Origin of the sequence: Halorubrum sp. ASP1, from assembly GCF_005435135.1 — an archaeon.
GTDB lineage: Archaea > Halobacteriota > Halobacteria > Halobacteriales > Haloferacaceae > Halorubrum > Halorubrum tropicale.
On the sequence record NZ_SGUA01000001.1, the window covers coordinates 342,422 to 360,087 of the forward strand.

Annotated in this window: 17 protein-coding genes; 7 read left to right on the plus strand and 10 right to left on the minus strand. The window is 67.8% G+C overall.

The annotated features are described in order from the left end of the window. Positions 1-199 precede the first annotated feature (199 nt). From dph5 to EXE48_RS01755, 3 genes are all read left to right on the plus strand, one after another. Entirely contained in the window at positions 200-997 is a 798-nt protein-coding gene (gene dph5, locus EXE48_RS01745) for a diphthine synthase (protein ID WP_121599117.1), read from the plus strand. A gap of 116 nt (positions 998-1,113) precedes the next feature. Beyond that, positions 1,114-1,500, plus strand: a complete 387-nt coding sequence (locus EXE48_RS01750; protein WP_053771522.1) for a CBS domain-containing protein — start codon at positions 1,114-1,116, stop codon at positions 1,498-1,500. 115 nt (positions 1,501-1,615) lie between these two features. After that, on the plus strand, positions 1,616-1,990 hold the full coding sequence (locus EXE48_RS01755; protein WP_053771521.1) for a CBS domain-containing protein: 375 nt from the start codon (positions 1,616-1,618) through the stop codon (positions 1,988-1,990). Between the two features lie 42 nt (positions 1,991-2,032). Here EXE48_RS01755 and EXE48_RS01760 read toward each other — a convergent pair whose 3' ends face one another. The 9 genes from EXE48_RS01760 to EXE48_RS01800 form a co-directional block, all read right to left on the minus strand. Then, a complete protein-coding gene (locus EXE48_RS01760) occupies positions 2,033-3,280 on the minus strand; it encodes an MgtC/SapB family protein (protein ID WP_053771520.1) in 1,248 nt (415 codons plus the stop codon). Between the two features lie 181 nt (positions 3,281-3,461). Beyond that, complete coding sequence (gene artA / locus EXE48_RS01765; protein WP_053771519.1) at positions 3,462-4,424, minus strand: archaeosortase A; 963 nt, start codon at positions 4,422-4,424, stop codon at positions 3,462-3,464. 121 nt (positions 4,425-4,545) lie between these two features. Next, positions 4,546-4,998, minus strand: a complete 453-nt coding sequence (locus EXE48_RS01770; protein ID WP_004598345.1) for a transcription elongation factor Spt5 — start codon at positions 4,996-4,998, stop codon at positions 4,546-4,548. Further along, a complete protein-coding gene (locus tag EXE48_RS01775; RefSeq protein WP_006628863.1) occupies positions 4,998-5,174 on the minus strand; it encodes a protein translocase SEC61 complex subunit gamma in 177 nt (58 codons plus the stop codon). The genes EXE48_RS01770 and EXE48_RS01775 overlap by 1 nt, the downstream gene beginning before the upstream one ends. Before the next feature lie 107 nt (positions 5,175-5,281). Next, a complete protein-coding gene (ftsZ, locus tag EXE48_RS01780) occupies positions 5,282-6,439 on the minus strand; it encodes a cell division protein FtsZ (RefSeq protein WP_053771518.1) in 1,158 nt (385 codons plus the stop codon). A 146-nt stretch (positions 6,440-6,585) separates the two neighbouring features. Then, positions 6,586-8,043, minus strand: coding sequence for a D-aminoacyl-tRNA deacylase (locus EXE48_RS01785; RefSeq protein ID WP_053771517.1), 1,458 nt, complete (start codon positions 8,041-8,043; stop codon positions 6,586-6,588). A gap of 96 nt (positions 8,044-8,139) precedes the next feature. Continuing rightward, the gene (locus EXE48_RS01790; RefSeq protein WP_121599115.1) at positions 8,140-9,090 is read right to left on the minus strand and encodes a calcium/sodium antiporter; all 951 of its coding nucleotides are present in this window, start codon (positions 9,088-9,090) and stop codon (positions 8,140-8,142) included. A gap of 96 nt (positions 9,091-9,186) precedes the next feature. Continuing rightward, positions 9,187-9,381, minus strand: a complete 195-nt coding sequence (locus EXE48_RS01795) for a DUF7333 family protein (protein WP_053771515.1) — start codon at positions 9,379-9,381, stop codon at positions 9,187-9,189. Positions 9,382-9,442: 61 nt separating this feature from the next. Continuing rightward, a complete protein-coding gene (locus EXE48_RS01800; protein ID WP_137710640.1) occupies positions 9,443-10,351 on the minus strand; it encodes a PhzF family protein in 909 nt (302 codons plus the stop codon). Positions 10,352-10,529: 178 nt separating this feature from the next. Between EXE48_RS01800 and EXE48_RS01805 the strand changes: the two genes are divergently transcribed. Then, positions 10,530-11,876: an alkaline phosphatase family protein gene (locus EXE48_RS01805; protein WP_137710641.1), complete on the plus strand. Its 1,347-nt coding sequence runs from the start codon at positions 10,530-10,532 to the stop codon at positions 11,874-11,876. Between the two features lie 92 nt (positions 11,877-11,968). After that, positions 11,969-12,478 carry a DUF7097 family protein gene (locus EXE48_RS01810; protein WP_137710642.1) on the plus strand — a complete coding sequence of 170 codons (510 nt, stop codon included), beginning with the start codon at positions 11,969-11,971 and terminating at the stop codon, positions 12,476-12,478. 66 nt (positions 12,479-12,544) lie between these two features. On the opposite strand, the gene EXE48_RS01815 is transcribed toward EXE48_RS01810, so the two are convergent. Then, positions 12,545-13,285 (minus strand): hypothetical protein, encoded by a 741-nt coding sequence (locus tag EXE48_RS01815; RefSeq protein WP_053771511.1) that lies wholly within the window; start codon positions 13,283-13,285, stop codon positions 12,545-12,547. Between the two features lie 140 nt (positions 13,286-13,425). Between EXE48_RS01815 and EXE48_RS01820 the strand changes: the two genes are divergently transcribed. Both EXE48_RS01820 and EXE48_RS01825 read left to right on the plus strand, forming a co-directional pair. After that, positions 13,426-14,109, plus strand: a complete 684-nt coding sequence (locus EXE48_RS01820; protein WP_053771510.1) for a DUF6517 family protein — start codon at positions 13,426-13,428, stop codon at positions 14,107-14,109. A gap of 1,960 nt (positions 14,110-16,069) precedes the next feature. Further along, positions 16,070-17,602, plus strand: coding sequence for a hypothetical protein (locus tag EXE48_RS01825; protein ID WP_241991931.1), 1,533 nt, complete (start codon positions 16,070-16,072; stop codon positions 17,600-17,602). The last annotated feature ends 64 nt before the right edge of the window (positions 17,603-17,666 follow it).

The following is a 17,666-nucleotide window of genomic DNA, read 5'->3' on the forward strand; positions in this document are numbered from 1 at the left end:
GATTGGGCCTCGTAGCGGAACGTTGTGCTGGTTCCCTCTTAGGGCTTGCTATGGAATCCCAAGGGACTATCATGAAGGTCTATAAGGGGCGCTCGGGCGCTCGTCGCCCGTCCGCCGGGCCGATCCGAGCGCCCGCCCTCGGTTTCGTCGCTGCCGACCCTTCCGCGTCTTTTTAGGCCGCCGCGCGCCGAACGCACCCATGCTCACCTTCATCGGGCTCGGCCTCTACGACGAGCGCTCCGTCACCGTCGAGGGGCGCGAGGCGCTGCGGGCGGCTGACCGGGTCTTCGCGGAGTTCTACACCAGTCGGCTGATCGGCGCCGACGTCGCCGACCTGGAGGCGTACCACGACGTCGACATCGCCGTCCGCGACCGCGCCGGCGTGGAACGGGATCCGGAGCCGATCCTGGAGGCGGCCGCGGACGGCGACGCCGCCTTCCTCACGGCCGGCGACACGATGATCTCGACCACCCACACCGACCTCCGGCTCCGCGCCGAGGAGCGCGGCATCGACACGCGGGTGGTCCACGGCGTCACCGCCCAGTCCGCGGCGTCGAGCCTGACGGGGCTCCAGAACTACCGGTTCGGGAAGGCGACGACGCTGCCGTTCCCGTACGCGCACGGCGGCGACGACGTGCCCGCGAGCGTGGTCGAGACCGTCGAGGCGAACCGCGAGCGCGGGCTCCACACCGTCGTCTACCTCGACATCAAGGTCGGGACCGGCCCGAGCGGCCCCGACCCGGACCACGAGGAGTACATGACGGCCGACGCGGCCGCGGAACTGCTCGCCGAGGGGTGGGCCGACGAGCTCGCTGTCGCCGTCGCCCGCGCCGGGTCGCCAGACGCGGTCGTCGCCGCCGACCGCCTGAGCGCGCTCGCCGACCGCCAGTTCGGCGACCCGCTCCACCTGCTCGTGATCCCGGGCGACCTCCACCACGTCGAAGCGGACGCGCTGGTCGGCCTCGCGGACGCTCCGGACGCCCTCGTCGAGGAGTGAGCCGTCGGGCGGTCCGGGACGTCTCCGTCCCTCGCCGGGCCCGAACCCGTGTCGCTCGACGCGAACAGGCCCTCCGACCGGATAATTGATAACCGTGCCCAGCGTTACCACGAGACATGAACGACGTACTCGTCGATCGGCTCATGTCGACCGACCTCACCACGATCGAACGCGGCGCCCCAGCGGCCGACGCGGCGAAGCGGATGCGCGACACCGGCGTCAGTTCGATCCTCGTCGTGGAGCCCGACGGACGGCTGGCCGGGCTGATCACCGCGACGGACTTCGTGGGGCTCGTCCGCGACAACGACCCGAAAGACCGGACGCCGGTCGAAGCGTTCATGACGACCGACGTCGTCACGGTGGGCCGCGAGGACACCGTCGCGGAGCTGGCGGCGCCGACCGCGCACGGATACACCCACCTCCCGGTGACCGACGGGGACGGCAGACCGATAGGGATGGTGTCGACGACGGACCTCACGGCACACCTCTCGAAGGCGCGCTGACGGCCCCCTCCGAGCGTCGCGTTCCGCCGCTCTTCTGCCGTCCCGAACGGGGTCGCGCCCGCCCCGCGTTGTGGGTTCCGGAAGAGTAATGACACGCGGTATCACACGTCGTGGCATGGATCTCGACGACAGAACCCGCGTCGCGGACGTGATGTCGACGCCCCTGGAGACGATCGGAGCGAACGTTCCGATTCGAGAGGCGGCTCAGCGGATGCGCGACGGCGGCATCAGCGCCCTCGTCGTGACCACCGGCGGCGGTTGTATCGTCACGCAGAGCGACGTCGTCGGGGCGGTCGCCGACGGGCGCGACCCCGAGGCGACGACGGTCCGCGACGTGATGACCGAGGACGTCGAGACGGTGACGCCCGACCTCATGATGCAGGAGGTGGCCGCGATGATGACGATGTACGGCGTCAAACACCTCCCGGTCGTCGACGACGACTACGTCGGCATGGTCTCGTCGACGGACATCGCCGAACACCTCTCGTGAGGCGCGCCCCGACCCGCGCCGGAGCGGGTCCGCCGAGGCGTTTTAAAACAGCAACACCGGGATTCCGGCGAGTACCCCCACGGCGATCAGCAGGAGGTTCCAGAAGAACACCGGACGGACGAGTTCCCGAGCGATGCTCGCCGCGAAGACGGTCTTGATGAGGACGCTGGCGGCGGTGCCGGCGATCACGCCCGCGACCGCGGTCTCGACCCCGATCTGTCCGGTCCCGAGCAGCGAGACCGCCGTGGCCGTCGAGGTCCCCGACGACACCAGGCCGGCGAGGAAGGAGGTGACGATGAAGCCGCTCGCGCCGAACGACTCCTCGGCGACAGCGGAGACGAGCAGCACGATCAGGAAGAGCGCGCCGAACGTGAGCGCGTTCCCGAGGCTGAACGGCGAGGCCAGCTCGGCCTCAATCGTCGTCCGCCAGTCGCTCCGCCGCACGGCGACGCCGACCCCCGCGACGGTGATCGCGCCGAGCGGGACGCCGACGACGAGCGCCGCCTCGGGGACGAAGACTGCCACTACGGCGGCGTTCCGGAACGCCATCGCCGCGTTCGCGAGGAGGATGGAGCCCACCGCGACGTCGCCGATGGCCGCGCGCCCCTTAGCCCGCTCGGCCATCTCGGCGACGACCGCCGTCGAGTTGACGAGCCCGCCGAAGAAGCCCGTCACCGCGTAGCCGCGGCCCTGGTACCGCTTGACGAGGACGTAGTTGACGAACCCGATGGCGCTGACCGCGACCACCAGCGACCAGACCAGCCGCGGCTGGACCGCCCCCCACGGGTCGACCGTCTCCGCGGGGAGGAGCGGGAAGACGACGAACGCGAGGATGGTGAACTCCACGGCGCTGCGCACCTCCTCTCTGGAGAGTCCCCACGCGAACGCGTGGAGTTCGCGTTTCAACACCAGGAGTAGCGACGACAGCACCGCTACCGTCACCGACTCGATGAACAGCCCCGCCGCGACGAGGACGCCGACGCCGTACGCGACGAGCATCGACGCCGACGTGGTCAGCGAGAGCCCGTCGACGTCGGCCTCGACGAAGCTTCGCACCGCCAGCAGCACCGCGCTGGCAACCACCAGCACCCCGCCGACGGCGAGGAGCCCCGGTTCGCCGACGAGCGAGAACACCGCCGCCGCGAGGCTGATCAGCGCGAACGTCCGGATCCCCGCCGACTTCTGTGACCACTCCCGCTCCAACCCGAGGAACATGCCGAGCGCGGTCGCCAACACCAGCTTCGCGACGTTCGTCTCCAGGTAGACGAACGGGTCGACGCCGCCGATCACCGCCGCTCACCCCGTGGCGACCGCGTCCCTCGACGCGGACCGGGGGATCCGCCGCGCGTCGCCGCAGTCATGCTCGCCCGTACCCGTCGCCAACGTCTATAGCTTGCTATATAGTTCTATTTATCCCCGGCAGTTCTCCGGGACCCGACCGCCCCGCCGGAACCGTCGAGAGGCCGCCGGGCTACCGGTTCGTCGGCTCTCGCGGGAGGTCGAGCGCCTCCGTCAGGTCGTGTTCCTCGCCGGTGATGAGGTAGAGCACGTCCTCTAGGATGACCGCCAGCTCGGGCAGCTCGCGCACCGCGAGGAAGGTGATCGCGATGAGCGCCACGACCGCCAACAGCTGGCTCATGATCCGGTCGGAGATGAGGAAGGAGACCCGGTACGGGTCGGTCGCGCCGAACATCGTCATCACGAGGTCCGGGTACCAGTGCATGTACTGGTTGCCGGACACGACCGAGATGAACGTCGTCCGGAGGATGTTCAGCCCGTAGATGAGCGGGATAGACACCGCGAGCGCGCGGAGCTTCCTCGTGAGCGGCGCCTCGACGGCGGCCACGAGCCCGCCGAAGATGGCCATGCTCCCGAGCCCCGTACACGCCAGCACGATGTGGATGACGACCGTGTGGCCGTCGTCGAGCGTCCACGAGTACGCCGCGTCGTACCCCTCGTTGCTCGCCACCGCCTCCGGCGCGTAGCCGAGGAGGTCGATGAGCGCGCCGGTCTGTGACGCCACGACCTCGATGAGGACCCGACGGGGCTCCGGGACCGCGACCCCGGCGACGGTGAACGCCGGAATGGTCTCGAACGGCAGGTAGATGAACAACATGATCGCGATGGCCCGGGTGAGGGTGAAAAGCGATGCCCGCCCGTCGTAGAGGAGGTACCCCGCGTACACGCTGGCGGGGAAGCCGACCAGGGCGAGGATCGACTCGACGTAGCTCTGGTGCTCGAACGCGAAGTACGGCACCGTCGACAGCCAGAAGAGCCCGAACAGCGCCCACGTCGCGGCCGCGAGGACGCGCCCCGCGGCGAGTCCGCGGCTGTCGAGCGCCCACGAGGTCGCGAAGAGGATCGCGACGACCCACGCGAACGTGAACGTGTCGGGGATCACGCTCAACACCGCCGGCACGCCGTGGCCGAGCATATCCGTCCGGTCGGTCGTCGTCGAATAAAGCCCTTGTCGTTGCGCGCGAGATCGCCGTCAGACCGACGCCGTCACGCGTACCGCGTCGCCCCGTTTCCGCGCCGCCGGCGCGAGGAGGGAGCTACCGCTCCTCGCTGTCGAGCACGCGGATCTGGTCGCCGCGGACCGTCACCGGAATCGGCACGGTCGCCTCGTACAGCTCGACGGTCACCTGGTCTTTCCCCTCGTCGATCCGCTGGACGCGCGCCTTCTCGCCCTTGAACGGGCCCGCGATCAGCTCGACGATGTCGCCCTCGCCGATCCCCTCCACGTCCGGGGTCGGCGAGAGGAAGTGCTCGACCTCGGAGAAGGGGCTCTCGGCGGGGCCGTCGCCGCCCTGAATGACGCCGCGGGCGTGCGGGATCTCGTCGAGGATCCGCCCGAAGGCGGTCCCGTCGGTCGCCTCGACCATCACGTAGCTCGTGAGCTGGTCGGGGGCGATGACGGCCTGGATCTCCGGCGCCTCCTTCTCGGCGATCATGTCGGCGACCGTCCGCTCTTGGCTCGCCGTGGTCTTGACCGAGTAGATCGGCATTACGCGCCGACCCCCGGGAGGAGGCTCATGATCGCGAACATCAGGAAGCCGATGAACCCGATGAGCAGGATCCCGGCGCCGGCGATCTTCGACACCTGGAGGAACTCGTCGGTGCTCGGCGTGCTCGCCAGCTTCAGCACCCGAATGTAGCTGTTGAGGTCGTACGGAACGTCCATGTTACCTGCGGATTCGAGACGAGACGGTTTTTACCTTTTGATGCGCCCCCGAAGCGGCGACGGCGCCGTCCCGGCGCGCGGCCACCGACCCGCCCGCTCGGCGTCCGTCACTCCACGTAGTCGATGTCCTCGACGTCGCTCGGCGCGCCGCCCTCCGGCGGCTCGCCGTTGCTGCCGTAGATCTGCGGCGACTCGACGCCGGTGACGACGATCATCGTCCGCATCTCGCCCTCAAGCTCGTCGTCGACCGAGGTCCCCCAGATGATCCGCGCGTCGGGGTCGATCCGGTCGTAGATCTCCTCGACGACCCCCTCGGCCTCCTCGATGGACATGTCGGTGCCCCCGGTGACGTTCACGAGCGCGGAGTTCGCGCCGGAGATGTCCACGTCCAAGAGCGGCGAGCGCAGCGCGGACTTCACCGAGTCCTGCGCCTTCGAGTCGGAGTCGGACTCGCCGAGGCCGATCATCGCGACGCCGCCCTTCTCCATCACGGTGCGGACGTCGGCGAAGTCGAGGTTGACGAGCCCGGGCATCGTGATGAGCTCCGTGATCCCCTTCACCGAGCGCATCAGCACCTCGTCGGACACCTTGAACGCCTGCCGGACGGGGAGCTTCCCGACCGCGTCGAGCAGGCGGTCGTTGGGGACGACGATGACCGTGTCGCTCACGTCGCGGAGGCGTTCGAGGCCGGCCTCGGCGTTCGTCCGGCGGACCTCGCCCTCGGCGGTGAACGGCGTCGTGACGATGGCGATGGTGAGCGCCCCGGACTCGCGGGCCGCCTTCGCGACGACCGGCGCCGAGCCGGTCCCGGTGCCGCCGCCGAGCCCGGCGGTGACGAACACCATGTCGGAGCCGTCGATGGCGTCCTGGATCTCCTCTTGGGACTCGATGGCCGCCTCCTCGCCCACCTGCGGGAGGGAGCCGGCGCCGCGGCCCTGCGTCTTCTGCTGGCCCATCAGGATCTTCGTGTCGGCCTCGATGTTGACGAGGTGCTGGACGTCGGTGTTGGCGGCGACCAGCTTCGCGCCGTGGATCCCCTCCTCGGTCATGCGGTTGACCGTGTTGCCGCCGGCCCCCCCGCAGCCGACGACCGTGATGTTCGTCTGGAGATCCTGGAGGACGTCCTGTAGCTCGTCGTCGGTCATCGTCCCCGTCTGCGGCGGCGCGCCGGCGCTCCCCCCGGCGGCGCTCTCGCCGGCTCCCCCGGCGTCGTCTGCGGGGGCCTCTTCGGCTTCGTCGATGGCGTCCTCAACGATGGAGTCCATTATGTGGTGAGGTTGCGACCCGGACGTATTTATTTTTGCCCGTTCGTCTGACGCGAGTCGGACGCCGAAATCACCGGCGTCCGCCGTCGACCGGCGAAAGTATGGGCGCCGTGCCCGCGCTCGCCGAACGCGACGATTCTTATAAATCAGTCGAGCGCGTCGCCGTCGATCGGGAACCGGTCCGCGCGCGTCCGCGACACCTCGTCCGGCCCGACGGTCTCCCCGTCGACCTCGACGGCCTCTCCGTCGGCCAACCGCCCGAACGCCGGCCCCTCCGGGACGCCTCGCTCGGCTGCCAGCGCCGGGTCGAACGCCGTCTCCCGGGCGACCACCGCGCCCCCCTCCGGCGACACCTCGACCGCGTCGTACCCCGTTTCAAGCACGTCGACCAGCCCCTCGATCAGGTCCGCGTAGCCCGGCGCCTCCGGGGCCGTCGCGAACGCGACGCGCCCGGCCGCCCGCGTGCCGCCCTGCTCCGTGTCGAACGCGACGGCGACGCGCTCGACCGTCGCGCGCGCCGCGTCCGCGTCGAGCCCCTGGGCCCGCGCGAGCAGGTCCGCCGGGAGGTCCCGGACGCGGACCGCGTCGCCGACCGCGTCGGCATCGCCGTCGACCGCTTCCGAGTCGGGGTCGAGCGCGTCGCCGCCGACCGCGCCGAACCGCAGGCCGTCGTCGACGGACCCCATCTCGGCCTCCAGCCGTTCGACGAGCGCGAGCGGCGCGTCGCCGACCTCGCGGACCCACGTCTCGCTCACCACCCCGTACCCGAGGTCCTCGATCACCGCCGCGAGGGCGGGGCGGTCGCCGTCGATCACGGCCCGCTCGGCGCGGCTCCGCTCGAACGCGGCCTCGATCACGCGGCGGTTGGCGTCGGGCGCGCCGAGCTCTCCGAGCGCCCAGTCGGCGCCGACGTGCCCCACGGCCCACTCGGTCTCGCGAACGATCCGGGTGAACCGCGGCGCGTAGTGGCCCCCGCCGAAGCCGACGACGTGGCGGGGCCAGTTCCCGGCGTCGCCCGCGTCGGTCGCCGCGGGGTCGCCGTCCGCAGTCAGGTCCGCGCCGGTCCCCCGCAGGTCGAGGACCGCCCGCGCGACCGCCCGGGCCGCGTCCGGGTCCTCCCACTGCGGTCCGTCGGACCCCAGTTCGACGAACAGCGACGGGACGGCGACGTCGGTCGGGCCGTGGTGGGTACACTCGATGCCGACCTCGTACCCGTCGGGCGCGCGCCGGGCGAGCGCCTCCACGACGCGCTTCTCGGCGCCCGGCGCGGCCCGCGCCAGCGACTCCGGCTCGCCGCCGTACTCGGCGCCGCCGAAGTTCCCGGTGACGTGCGCGGTGAGGAGTCGCCCGGTCTCGCCCGAGTGCCTGGAGACGAACGCGAGGAACGCGGGGTCACAGTCGAAGGCCGCGGTCGGGTCGGACAGCCGGATGTGGAGGTCGTCGAACTCGCGGAGCTCGAACCCCTCCGTCCGGTAGTAGGTCCCGCCCCCGTCGGCGTCGGGGCGCGAGCCGTCCTCGCGCGCCGTCCAGTCGCCGACCTCCAGCAGCCGCTCCCCGATGTGCGCCGAGGCGCTGTCGGCCCGGCTGACGACGATCGCTATCACGGCACCGGCTCGGCCGCCCGCGACCGAATACCCGTCGGTTCCGACCTCGGAAGCCGCCCCGCCGCGGACGCCCCGACCGGAACCGGGCACGCCGTGCTACGGAAGTAACAGGTACACGAAGACCCCGTACCCGACGGTGAGCACGGCGCCGTCGAGTCGGGTGATCCGCTCGCGGTACGCCATTATCGCGACGATTCCGGCCGTGAACGCGAGCAGCGCGGGGAACTCGAAGCCGCGGACGCCGGGGGCGACGCCGACGGGCGTCACCACCGCGACGATCCCGATGACCGCGAGGATGTTGTAGATGTTCGACCCGACGACGTTGCCGACGCTGAACTCTGCCTGTCCGCGCACCGCGGCCACGACGCTGGCGGCCAGCTCCGGCAGCGACGTCCCCAGCGCCAGCACCGTGAGCCCGATGAAGATGTCGGAGAACCCGGCGGCCGCCAGCAGCGACTCGCTGCCGTCGATCAGCCACCGAGAGCCGAGGACGAGCGCGGTGATCCCTCCGACGACCGCCGCGGCGTCGCGCACCTCCGCGTCCGGCATGCCGTCGCGCTCGCTGTCGGAGATCGCCGACTGGTTCGCCTGAACGCGCCGCAGGACCGCGGCCGTGAACGCGGCGAGCGTTGCGAGCAGCACCGAGCCGTCGACCAGGCCGATCCGGCCGTCCCAGCCGAGCGCGACGAGTAGCAGCGCTGCCAACACCATGAACGGAACGTCTCGGCGGAACACGGTGTCGGAGACGTCGAGCGGGCGGATGAGCGCGGAGACGCCCAGTACGAGCCCGATGTTCGCGATGTTCGAGCCGACGATGGCGCCGAGCCCGATGTCGGTCGACACCGTGACGGCGCCGAGCAGCGAGACGAACAGCTCCGGGGCGGTCGTCGCGAACGCCACGACCGTGACGCCGACGGTCGACGCCTTCAGCCCAACGGCGAGCGCGAGGTCCCGCGCGCCGGTGACGAGCAGTTCGGCGCCGGCGTACAGGAGGGCGACGCCGCCGACGATCAACAGCAGTTCGAGGAGTGGCGACCCGGGCAGCACGGCTCCCGGTTCGCAACGGCGTTTCAAAAGGGTCGTGATCCCCGGTCGCTCGGGGGCGTCGTCACCGGTCGATCGCCGTTCGCCGCCCGCCCCGGGTCAGGCGTGTCCGGCCCGGAACTCGCCGTGTTTCACGCCGATCGCGAACGCGAGCGCCCCGAAGACGAGCATCGACGGGACGACCATCATCAGCGTCGTCCGGAGCGGCATCATGTTCGCGCCGATGAGGCCGCCGGCGCCGACCGCGACGATCAGTACGAGGACCGCTGCCGCGCGTGGAAGGTCGAACTTCATACCCGCCGTACGTCGCGAGCGATCCTAAACGTTCTGTCTCGGACGCCCGCGTTCCGGCGCATCAGGCCTCGATGATCTCGTCGTCCTCGTCGTCGGGGATCCGGATCTCCCCGTCGAGCGCGACCGTCGCCCGCCCGCCGACGCGGACCCCGTCCGCCTCCACGCGAACGCGGACGTGCCCGGGCCGGTCGAGGAAGTGCCCCTGTTCGAACCGGAGCTCGTCGGGCTCGTCCCCGTCGAAGGCGTCGACGTGGCGGAGGTATCCCCCGACCGCGCCGCTCGCGGTCCCCGTGACCGGGTCCTCCGGGATGCCGAGCGACGGGACGAACGCCCGGCCGTGGAGCGTCGAGTCCGCGTCGAGCGCGTCGAAGGAGAACGCGTACACGCCCGCGACGTCGAACGCCTCCGAGAGCGCTTCGACCGCGTCGTCGTCCGGATCCGCCTCGCCCAGCCGCTCCAAGAAGTTCACCGGGACGACGAGGAACGGCAGGCCGGTCGACGCGACCGCGACGGGGAGGTCCGCGCCGACGTCGCGCAGCGCGGCGGGGTCGACGCCGAGCGCGGCCGCCACCCGGTCGAGGTCGACGTCGACGACCTCGACGCTCGGCGCCTGCTGTCGCATCCAGACGGTGCCGTCGTCGTCGACCGAGACGGTGAGGTCGCCGACGTTCGTGCGGAGCGTACGCTCGCCGCCGTCGATCGCCCCCTCGGCGAACAGGGCGCCGTAGGTCGCTATCGTGGCGTGGCCGCAGAGGTCGACCTCCGTGGTCGGCGAGAAGTAGCGGAGCCGGTCGTCGGCCGCGCCGTCGCCGTCGGTCAGGAACGCGGTCTCCGAGGCGCCGAGCTCGGCGGCGACCGCGGCCAGCTGGCCGTCGCTCAGCCCCTCGGCGTCGGGGACGACGCCGGCGGCGTTCCCGGCCAGCGGCTCCGCGGCGAACGCGTCGACGAGCATCGCGCGTCTGTGTTCCATGCCGGGTCCTCCGCGAGTCACGGACAAAAACCCACCCGAGCCGGTCGGCGGTCCGGGCCTCACGAACAGACGAGCCGCCCTTCGGGCGCCGACGACCCCCGCGTCTCGGGGGCGTCGAACCGCGGTTCGCGGCGCGTCCGATGTCAATCCTTTTGCCCTCGACCGCGGATGAGTGTGTATGGGTCTCTTCGACCGGCTGCGAGGGAGCGACACGCCGCGGGTGGCGTTCATCGGGATCGACGGCCTCTCGTACCGGCTCGTCGCCGACAACCCGGAGACGTTCCCGGCGCTGTCGGCGATCGCGGACGAGGGCGGTGGGGGACGGATCGACAGCATCGTGCCGGCGGAGTCGAGCGCGTGCTGGCCGAGCCTGACGACGGGGAAAAACCCTGGCGAGACGGGTGTGTACGGCTTTCAGGACCGCGAGGTGGGGTCCTACGACACCTACGTGCCGATGGGGCGCGACGTCCAGGCACCCCGGGTGTGGGACCGAGCGACCGAGGCGGACCTCGACGCGACCGTGATGAACGTCCCCGTCACGTTCCCGCCGCAGCGGACCGTCCAGCGGATGGTCTCCGGCTACCTCTCGCCCGACCTCGACGCGGCGGCCACCCCCGAGGAGCTCCGCGAGTACCTGACCGGCAGCGACTATCGGCTGTCGGTCAACGCGAAGCTCGGCCACAAGCCGGACAAGACGGCGTTCATAGAGCACGCCCGCCAGACCCTCGACGCGCGCGCCGCGGCCTTCGAGCGCTACGTCGAGCGGGACGACTGGGACCTCTTCGTCGGCGTCTTCACCGCCCCCGACCGCGTCAACCACTTCCTCTGGGGCGACTACGAGGACGGCGGGACGTACCGCGAGGAGCTGCTTGCCTTCCACGCCGCGCTCGACGAGCACGTCGGCTCGATCCGCGAGGCGCTCCCGGACGACGTCACCCTCGTCGTCGGCTCCACGCACGGGTTCCGCCGCCTCCGGTACGACGTCTACTGTAACGAGTGGCTCGAACGCGAGGGGTGGCTCTCCTACGACGGCGACGACCACGAGGCGCTCGCCGACGTCACCGACGACGCCCGCGCGTACTCGCTCGTCCCCGGCCGCTTCTACCTCAACGTGGAGGGCCGCGAGCCGAACGGCGTCGTCCCCGAGTCCGAGTACGAGGAGACGCGCGCCGAACTGCGCGAGGCGCTGGAGTCGTGGACCGGCCCCGACGGCGACCCCGTCGCCGACCGCGTCGTCGACCGCGAGACGGTGTTCCGCGGCGATCACGCCGCCATCGCGCCCGACCTCGTCGTCCTCCCGAACGACGGGTTCGACCTCAAGTCCGGGTTCCGCCCGCACGACGAGGTGTTCGATCCCGACGGTCCACGGTCCGGGATGCACGCCTTCGACGACGCCGCGCTGTTCGTCGACCACCCGGACGCGACGGTCGAGGACGCGGACCTCCTCGACGTCGCCCCGACCCTCCTCCGACTCCTCGACGTGGAATACGGCCGCACCGACTTCGACGGCGCCAGCCTCGTCTGAGCCGTCGGCACCCCGGCCGCCGCGTCTCCCTCGCTGCTCCGTTCCCGCCTTCAGGCGACCGAATTGAAGTGAGTCCGCCCCTACCTGCCGGTATGGAGCGCACCCCCGACGGGACTCCCGTCGGCGTCGACGACCCCTACGCGGTCGCCGGCGTCTGCGACCACCTCACCGACGACGGTCGGTGTCGCTTCGCGCTGACGCGGTCCGGAGACGACCCCGAGTTCGCGGCGGCCCGCCGCGCCGACGGCTACGACTGCCACGTCGGCGCCGACGGCGCGTGGCGCGCGTGCCCGCACTACCGGTCGACGACCGACGCGAAGACCTGCGCCCGGTGCGGGCTGGCGGACGTGCGCCTGGCCCACGACGACTCCCGGCCGCTCGTCGAGGAACACCACCTCTCGTACGGCGGCGACGGCTCCCACGAGATCACGGTCGGCCTGTGTCGCTGGTGTCACGCCAAGGTCCACAACTCGATCGCTCGGATCGACGACGACGCGAGCCCGGACCCCGAGGCGATCGCCGAGCGCGAGCGACGCCGGGAGACCGAGCGCTCGGCGTCGTCGTTCGAGGCGGCCAGCGAGGGATACGAACCCGAGAACTGATCGATCGACGACCGATCCGGTTCAGCCGACTGACGGTCGCTCCGATTCAGGCGACCCCCGACCCGATCAGGCGTCGTCGGCCGGCCGGATCAGGTTCGCCAGCGCGACGAGCAGGCCGAGGAACCACCCGAGCGGCACCGAGATCCCGATCCACATCAGCACGTAGCCCAGCCCGGGGAGCCCCCACTGCTCGCCGAACGTCTCCAGGTCGAACGCGCCTCGAAGCATCTCGTTTATGCCGCCCACCGAGAGGAACGTGTCGAGGATCCACCGCGCGAGGTCGTAGCTCGGCGGTAAGATCAGTTCCTCCAGCGTCGGCGTGACGAGCGCGGCGACGACCGGCGGCAGGAACAGCGCCGTCATGGCGAACGGGTACGCAAGTAGGACGCTGACGAACCGTCCGCCCAGCTTCGAGAAGCCGGCGGCGAGCGCGGCCGAGACGACCGCTACCGCGCTCGCGGCGCCGACCGCGATCACCGCGTCGAACGGGAGTTGGAGGTGGGTGATGACGGTCAGCGTCCCCCAGACGACGGCGGCGACGAGCACCGCACCGGCGACGCCGATCCGGGTGACCGCCGAGTCGAGCTTCGCCGCGTAGTAGCGCGTGGCGAACCCGACGAGCAACAGCGGGTACGCGACCGCGACGAGCGGCGCGCCGAGCACCGCCCAGAGGTAGTAGCCGACCGACTGAACCGTCGTCTCGGGCTTCCACTTTCCCAGGACGGCGCTCGGGTCGAGCTGTCGGGGAAAGACCACCTCCATCCACGTCTCGTGGAGGCGAACAACGTCTAAGAAGAGCGCTTCCACCAGCCCGGTTTGTCCTCGGCGTTCCATTTGCCTCACGTCGCGCACGCCCCGACGTGAACTTTGTGCCTTCGACCCCGACGTTCTCGCGGCCGATACCCTCGCCGATAGTGTTAAAGAACTTTGTGGACCTACCCGTATATATGAAACGACGTGGACTGCTCGCCGCGATGGCTGCCTCGGCGTCGGTCGCGGTCGCGGGATGCGCCGGCGAGGACGGGAGCTACGAGTTCGACGCGGAACCGGCGCGCGTCCCGGAGAGCGCGTACAGTGACTCCGGATACAACGGTCAGGAGCCGGAGTCGTTCAGCATCGACCGCGAGTTCAACGTCACGGGCGTGAACGCGCGGGTGACGGCGACGACGTGGGTCGCCCGGTACGTCAACCCGACGACCCAGTCGGCGTTGTTCGTGGCGAGCACCCCGAACGCGTCGGTCGCCGGCCAGTCGGTCAATCCGCTCGTCCGAGTGGAGGGCGCCGAGCTCATCCGCCGGCTCCTCAACCAGGTCAACCAGCAGGACGTCGGCGGCGGCAACGCCGACATCCAGACGGACGACATCGAGGCGCGGGGCGAGGAGACGCGGACGATCCTCGATCAGGAGGCGACCATCTCCGTCTTCGAAACGACCGTTAGCGCGGACGTCGAGGGCTCGAACGGCCAGAGCGGGTCGGTCGAGGACATCCCCGTCCTCCTCTACCTCACGACGATCCAACACCAGGCGGCCGACGCGGACAGCGAGGACGTGATCGCGCTGGTGGGACTCCACCCGGTCGAGGTCGAGCAGTCCGAACAGCTGCTCGCGATGATGGAGGCGGTCGAACACTGACCCGCTTCGGCGACCGCCCAGTCCTCGTTTCCCGTTCTGTCTGGCCTTGGATACATCGCCCGTGAATTTCTACGAAGCAGCCCTCTCGCGACGCCGCTGTCTTTCGATTATTTCTTCGAGCGGAAGCTTTCACCTTCGTAAGCCACTTATAAGCGATCGGTTCGAGTAAGAGATCCCGCGGTGCGACAAGAGCCGCTTTGCGGAGGCTGGGCGACCACTGACGCCGTGCTGCCCCGGGAGCGACCGCTCTGGCATCCGCGGTTCGTTGGCTATGATCCGGACGCGATCGCTTCGATGGCTGTGGACCGGTATTGTCGTTTGCTTCGTGATCGGTTCTGTTATCGTACTACTGGGAACGAGCATCGTTGATGCTCAAGCAAATAATCATAAACCCACTTTAAACAGCACTGGTGACCCGGAATCTATCCGAATAGGTCAGTCTGGGCAAAAAATAAATAATGTTGAAATTCTAGTTTTGAATACATCAAACACTCCCGAAAAAATAAGACTGTATGTGGATTTAGCTAGTATTGAGTCAAATGGAGTAGACACTTCTTCAGTCTCAATGTCAATCAATGGTATCCAAAACGGATCCGTAATTAATACCTCACAATTAAATACTGAAGATACGACTCTCCTAGCCGCTACGATACGGCCGAATAGATCGAGTCGCTCAATACATATTGACTCTGTCCAAATATCTGGAATTAACACAGATGAGGCACAACTTTCGAGAAACATAAGATATCCAATCACAGTCACTAACAAGACTGATTTCTCATCTACCAACCTTACCGAACAAAAGAGTACAAGCTCATTTCAAATAATAGATGGTAATATCCGAATTCACAATCAAGCGACCGGGTCAACACAACTCCATCGGGACTTCCGGACGGCTGTCGGTGTAACTGTTGATAATCTCAGCGGGAACACAAATTCAACCCTATTCATCACAAAACGAGAACATAACGAAATAATCGGTGTTCAAGATCTTCGTAAAGAGGTTCTTATGAGCGAAGATTCTATTTCTGTTGATCTGTCCAACCCTGGTGGAAATGTCACTGGATATCTCATAGCTAACTCTTCGATTGATACTTCAGATTATGACATTGGAGATTATTTACCCACTAAGGTAACCGAATTAGCTCTTTCATCCGCTAGTGGTCGAGTAGTTAATTCCTATATAAATTTCAATAATTCATCATATAATGAACCACAAACAGAGACCATCGTTATCTCCAGAGCTAAGGTCTCAGACACGATCAACGATGAGACTCCATACATAATTTCACTACACCCTGTCAATTCAACTGGTCATATCCTTCATGATCAAGTTATTGCTCGCTCAAGAGTTCTAACGGGATGGAGTGAGGATATCCCTCTCAATTTCAATACCACAGCCTCACAAAGTGGAATTTTCCGTAGCAACCGATATGCTGCGTCCATTCAATTAGCACTAGGACATAGTGCTGGTAACTGGGTATCTGTAAAAAAGGCGGAACCGCTTCGGAACTCTGATCTTAATCAACAGTTTGTCTCTGATGGCGTCGCCGATGGGGGAGTAATTATCATTGAGTCTGTTCACACAACTGGGTCAAATACAGATACCGTCCAAATCAACCGCAATCAGTCTATAAACACGCCCGTATACTCCGGACAAACAGTTCTGTTTAATTCCACATCAAATCCGAGGTCTGTTGAGCTTCATAAAGTAGGGAAGGACGGAAACTCTCGGATTGTATCCATAGGAACACAGTTGAACAATTCCCAACAAGTCGGATATAATACGTCAACGCTCTCTACTGGCACATACTACGTCCACTCAGATAGAGGGAATTCAGAGAAGTTTGAAATTATTGGAGAGGACAGAAAACGCGTTACTCTGAAGAATATTACTGAAGAGTCAAACTATGGAAGTCCAATGCGGATCTCTCTGTCTCATAGTGTACCAAAATTAGATATGACATTTTCTAGTACGGATGGTAATTCTTCTACAACACTCAACCTGACAACCAACAAGACAGGCCCGACACCCGTCACGATTAACACATACGCGTCGACTGAATCCCGGTCGGACTTCGTCACGGCAGGCACCGGTATCGGCGTCGAGTCGGTCAACGGGGACTCCGGGTCGCTCACTCCCGGGACGTACGACCTCACACTCCGGTCGGAACACGGCACCGAGGTCGCCAACGACACCGCCACGGTCACCGTGGAACCCCGATCGACGAACAACCTAACGGCGTACACGACGCAGGCGGTCGACCGCGGCGACTTCGAGAACGCGACCGCGGTCCGGGAGGCGATCGCCGACGGAACGCTCACCGAGGCGACGACCGCAACTGCGAACGACACCGTCGTGTACGCGGTGAACGCGACGGGGCTCACGGGCCTCGCGACGACCGCGAACGGATCACTGGAGCGTGGCGCGGATCTCGACCGACTCGACGGCCTCGAATTCGGGGTCCAACCGACGGCCACGGACGCAAGTAACGGGTCTGACGGGGGCGGGATCGGTCACACGCCGAACGAGTCCGCAGTCCACCTCGGCCGGAACGGCCTGTACCTCGTCGTCGCCGGCGACCGCGCGTTCGGAACCGAGACGATCCCCGACCCCGGGGAGACGTTCGAGGCCGCCTTTCGGGTGGACGACGATCGACTCCGCCGGACCGCGGCGGACGACAGGCACCGCGTGACGACCGGGCTGACCTACGTCGCAGATCCGGCTGCGGAGGAAACGAGCGCCGAATCGACCGCCGATTCCACCCAGACGACCGCGTCGGTCGCGACGGGGTCGTCGGGTCAGCCCGGTGCGCCGACCACCTCAGACACGAGCGGCGCCTCGACCGATGGTGGCTCGGCCGGCGGCGGTTCGGCAGGTAGCGGTTCGGCCGATGGTGGCTCAACCGGTGGCGGCTCGGCCGGTAGCAGTTCGATCACCGGTGGGTCCCCCGGCACTGGTTCGGCTGACGGTCCGGGCGGCTCCGTCGGGTCCGACGACGCTGCCGCCACCGATGCCGGCGGTAACAACGGACCCGACGGACCGACCGGCTCGGATCTCGGCCGGCCGTCGCGGCCGCCGGGCGTCGGCGTCTCGATCGCCCCCGGAGCGTCCGAGATCCCGCCGGCCGCGGGACCGGCGGAGCTTTCCGGACCTGGCGGGCTCGAACCCGGGCCAGCCGGTTCCGCGGCGGCGAACTCCCGCCCCGAGAACGGACGGCCGGGCGACGGCGAGAACGGACCGTCGAGCGACACCGAGACCGGTGATGGCGGCGGCGCGACATCGGCCGCCCCCGGCGACTCGGGCGAGTTCCGGGAATCGTCTGTGTCGGGCGAACCGCCTTCGGACGAGGCCGATGCGAGCGATCTGGGCTACGACGACGCGCCGATCCGATCGACCGCGTACGACCTCCCCGGGTTCGGGCCCGCCGCGTCGCTCGCGGCGGTGGCCGGGGCGTCGCTGCTCGCTCGGCGCCGCGGGGGCGTGGGGTGAGTGCGGGTGTAACCGTCGTTCGGATGGCCCGTCGGATCGCGTCGCGATACAGTTCCGTGGTGGC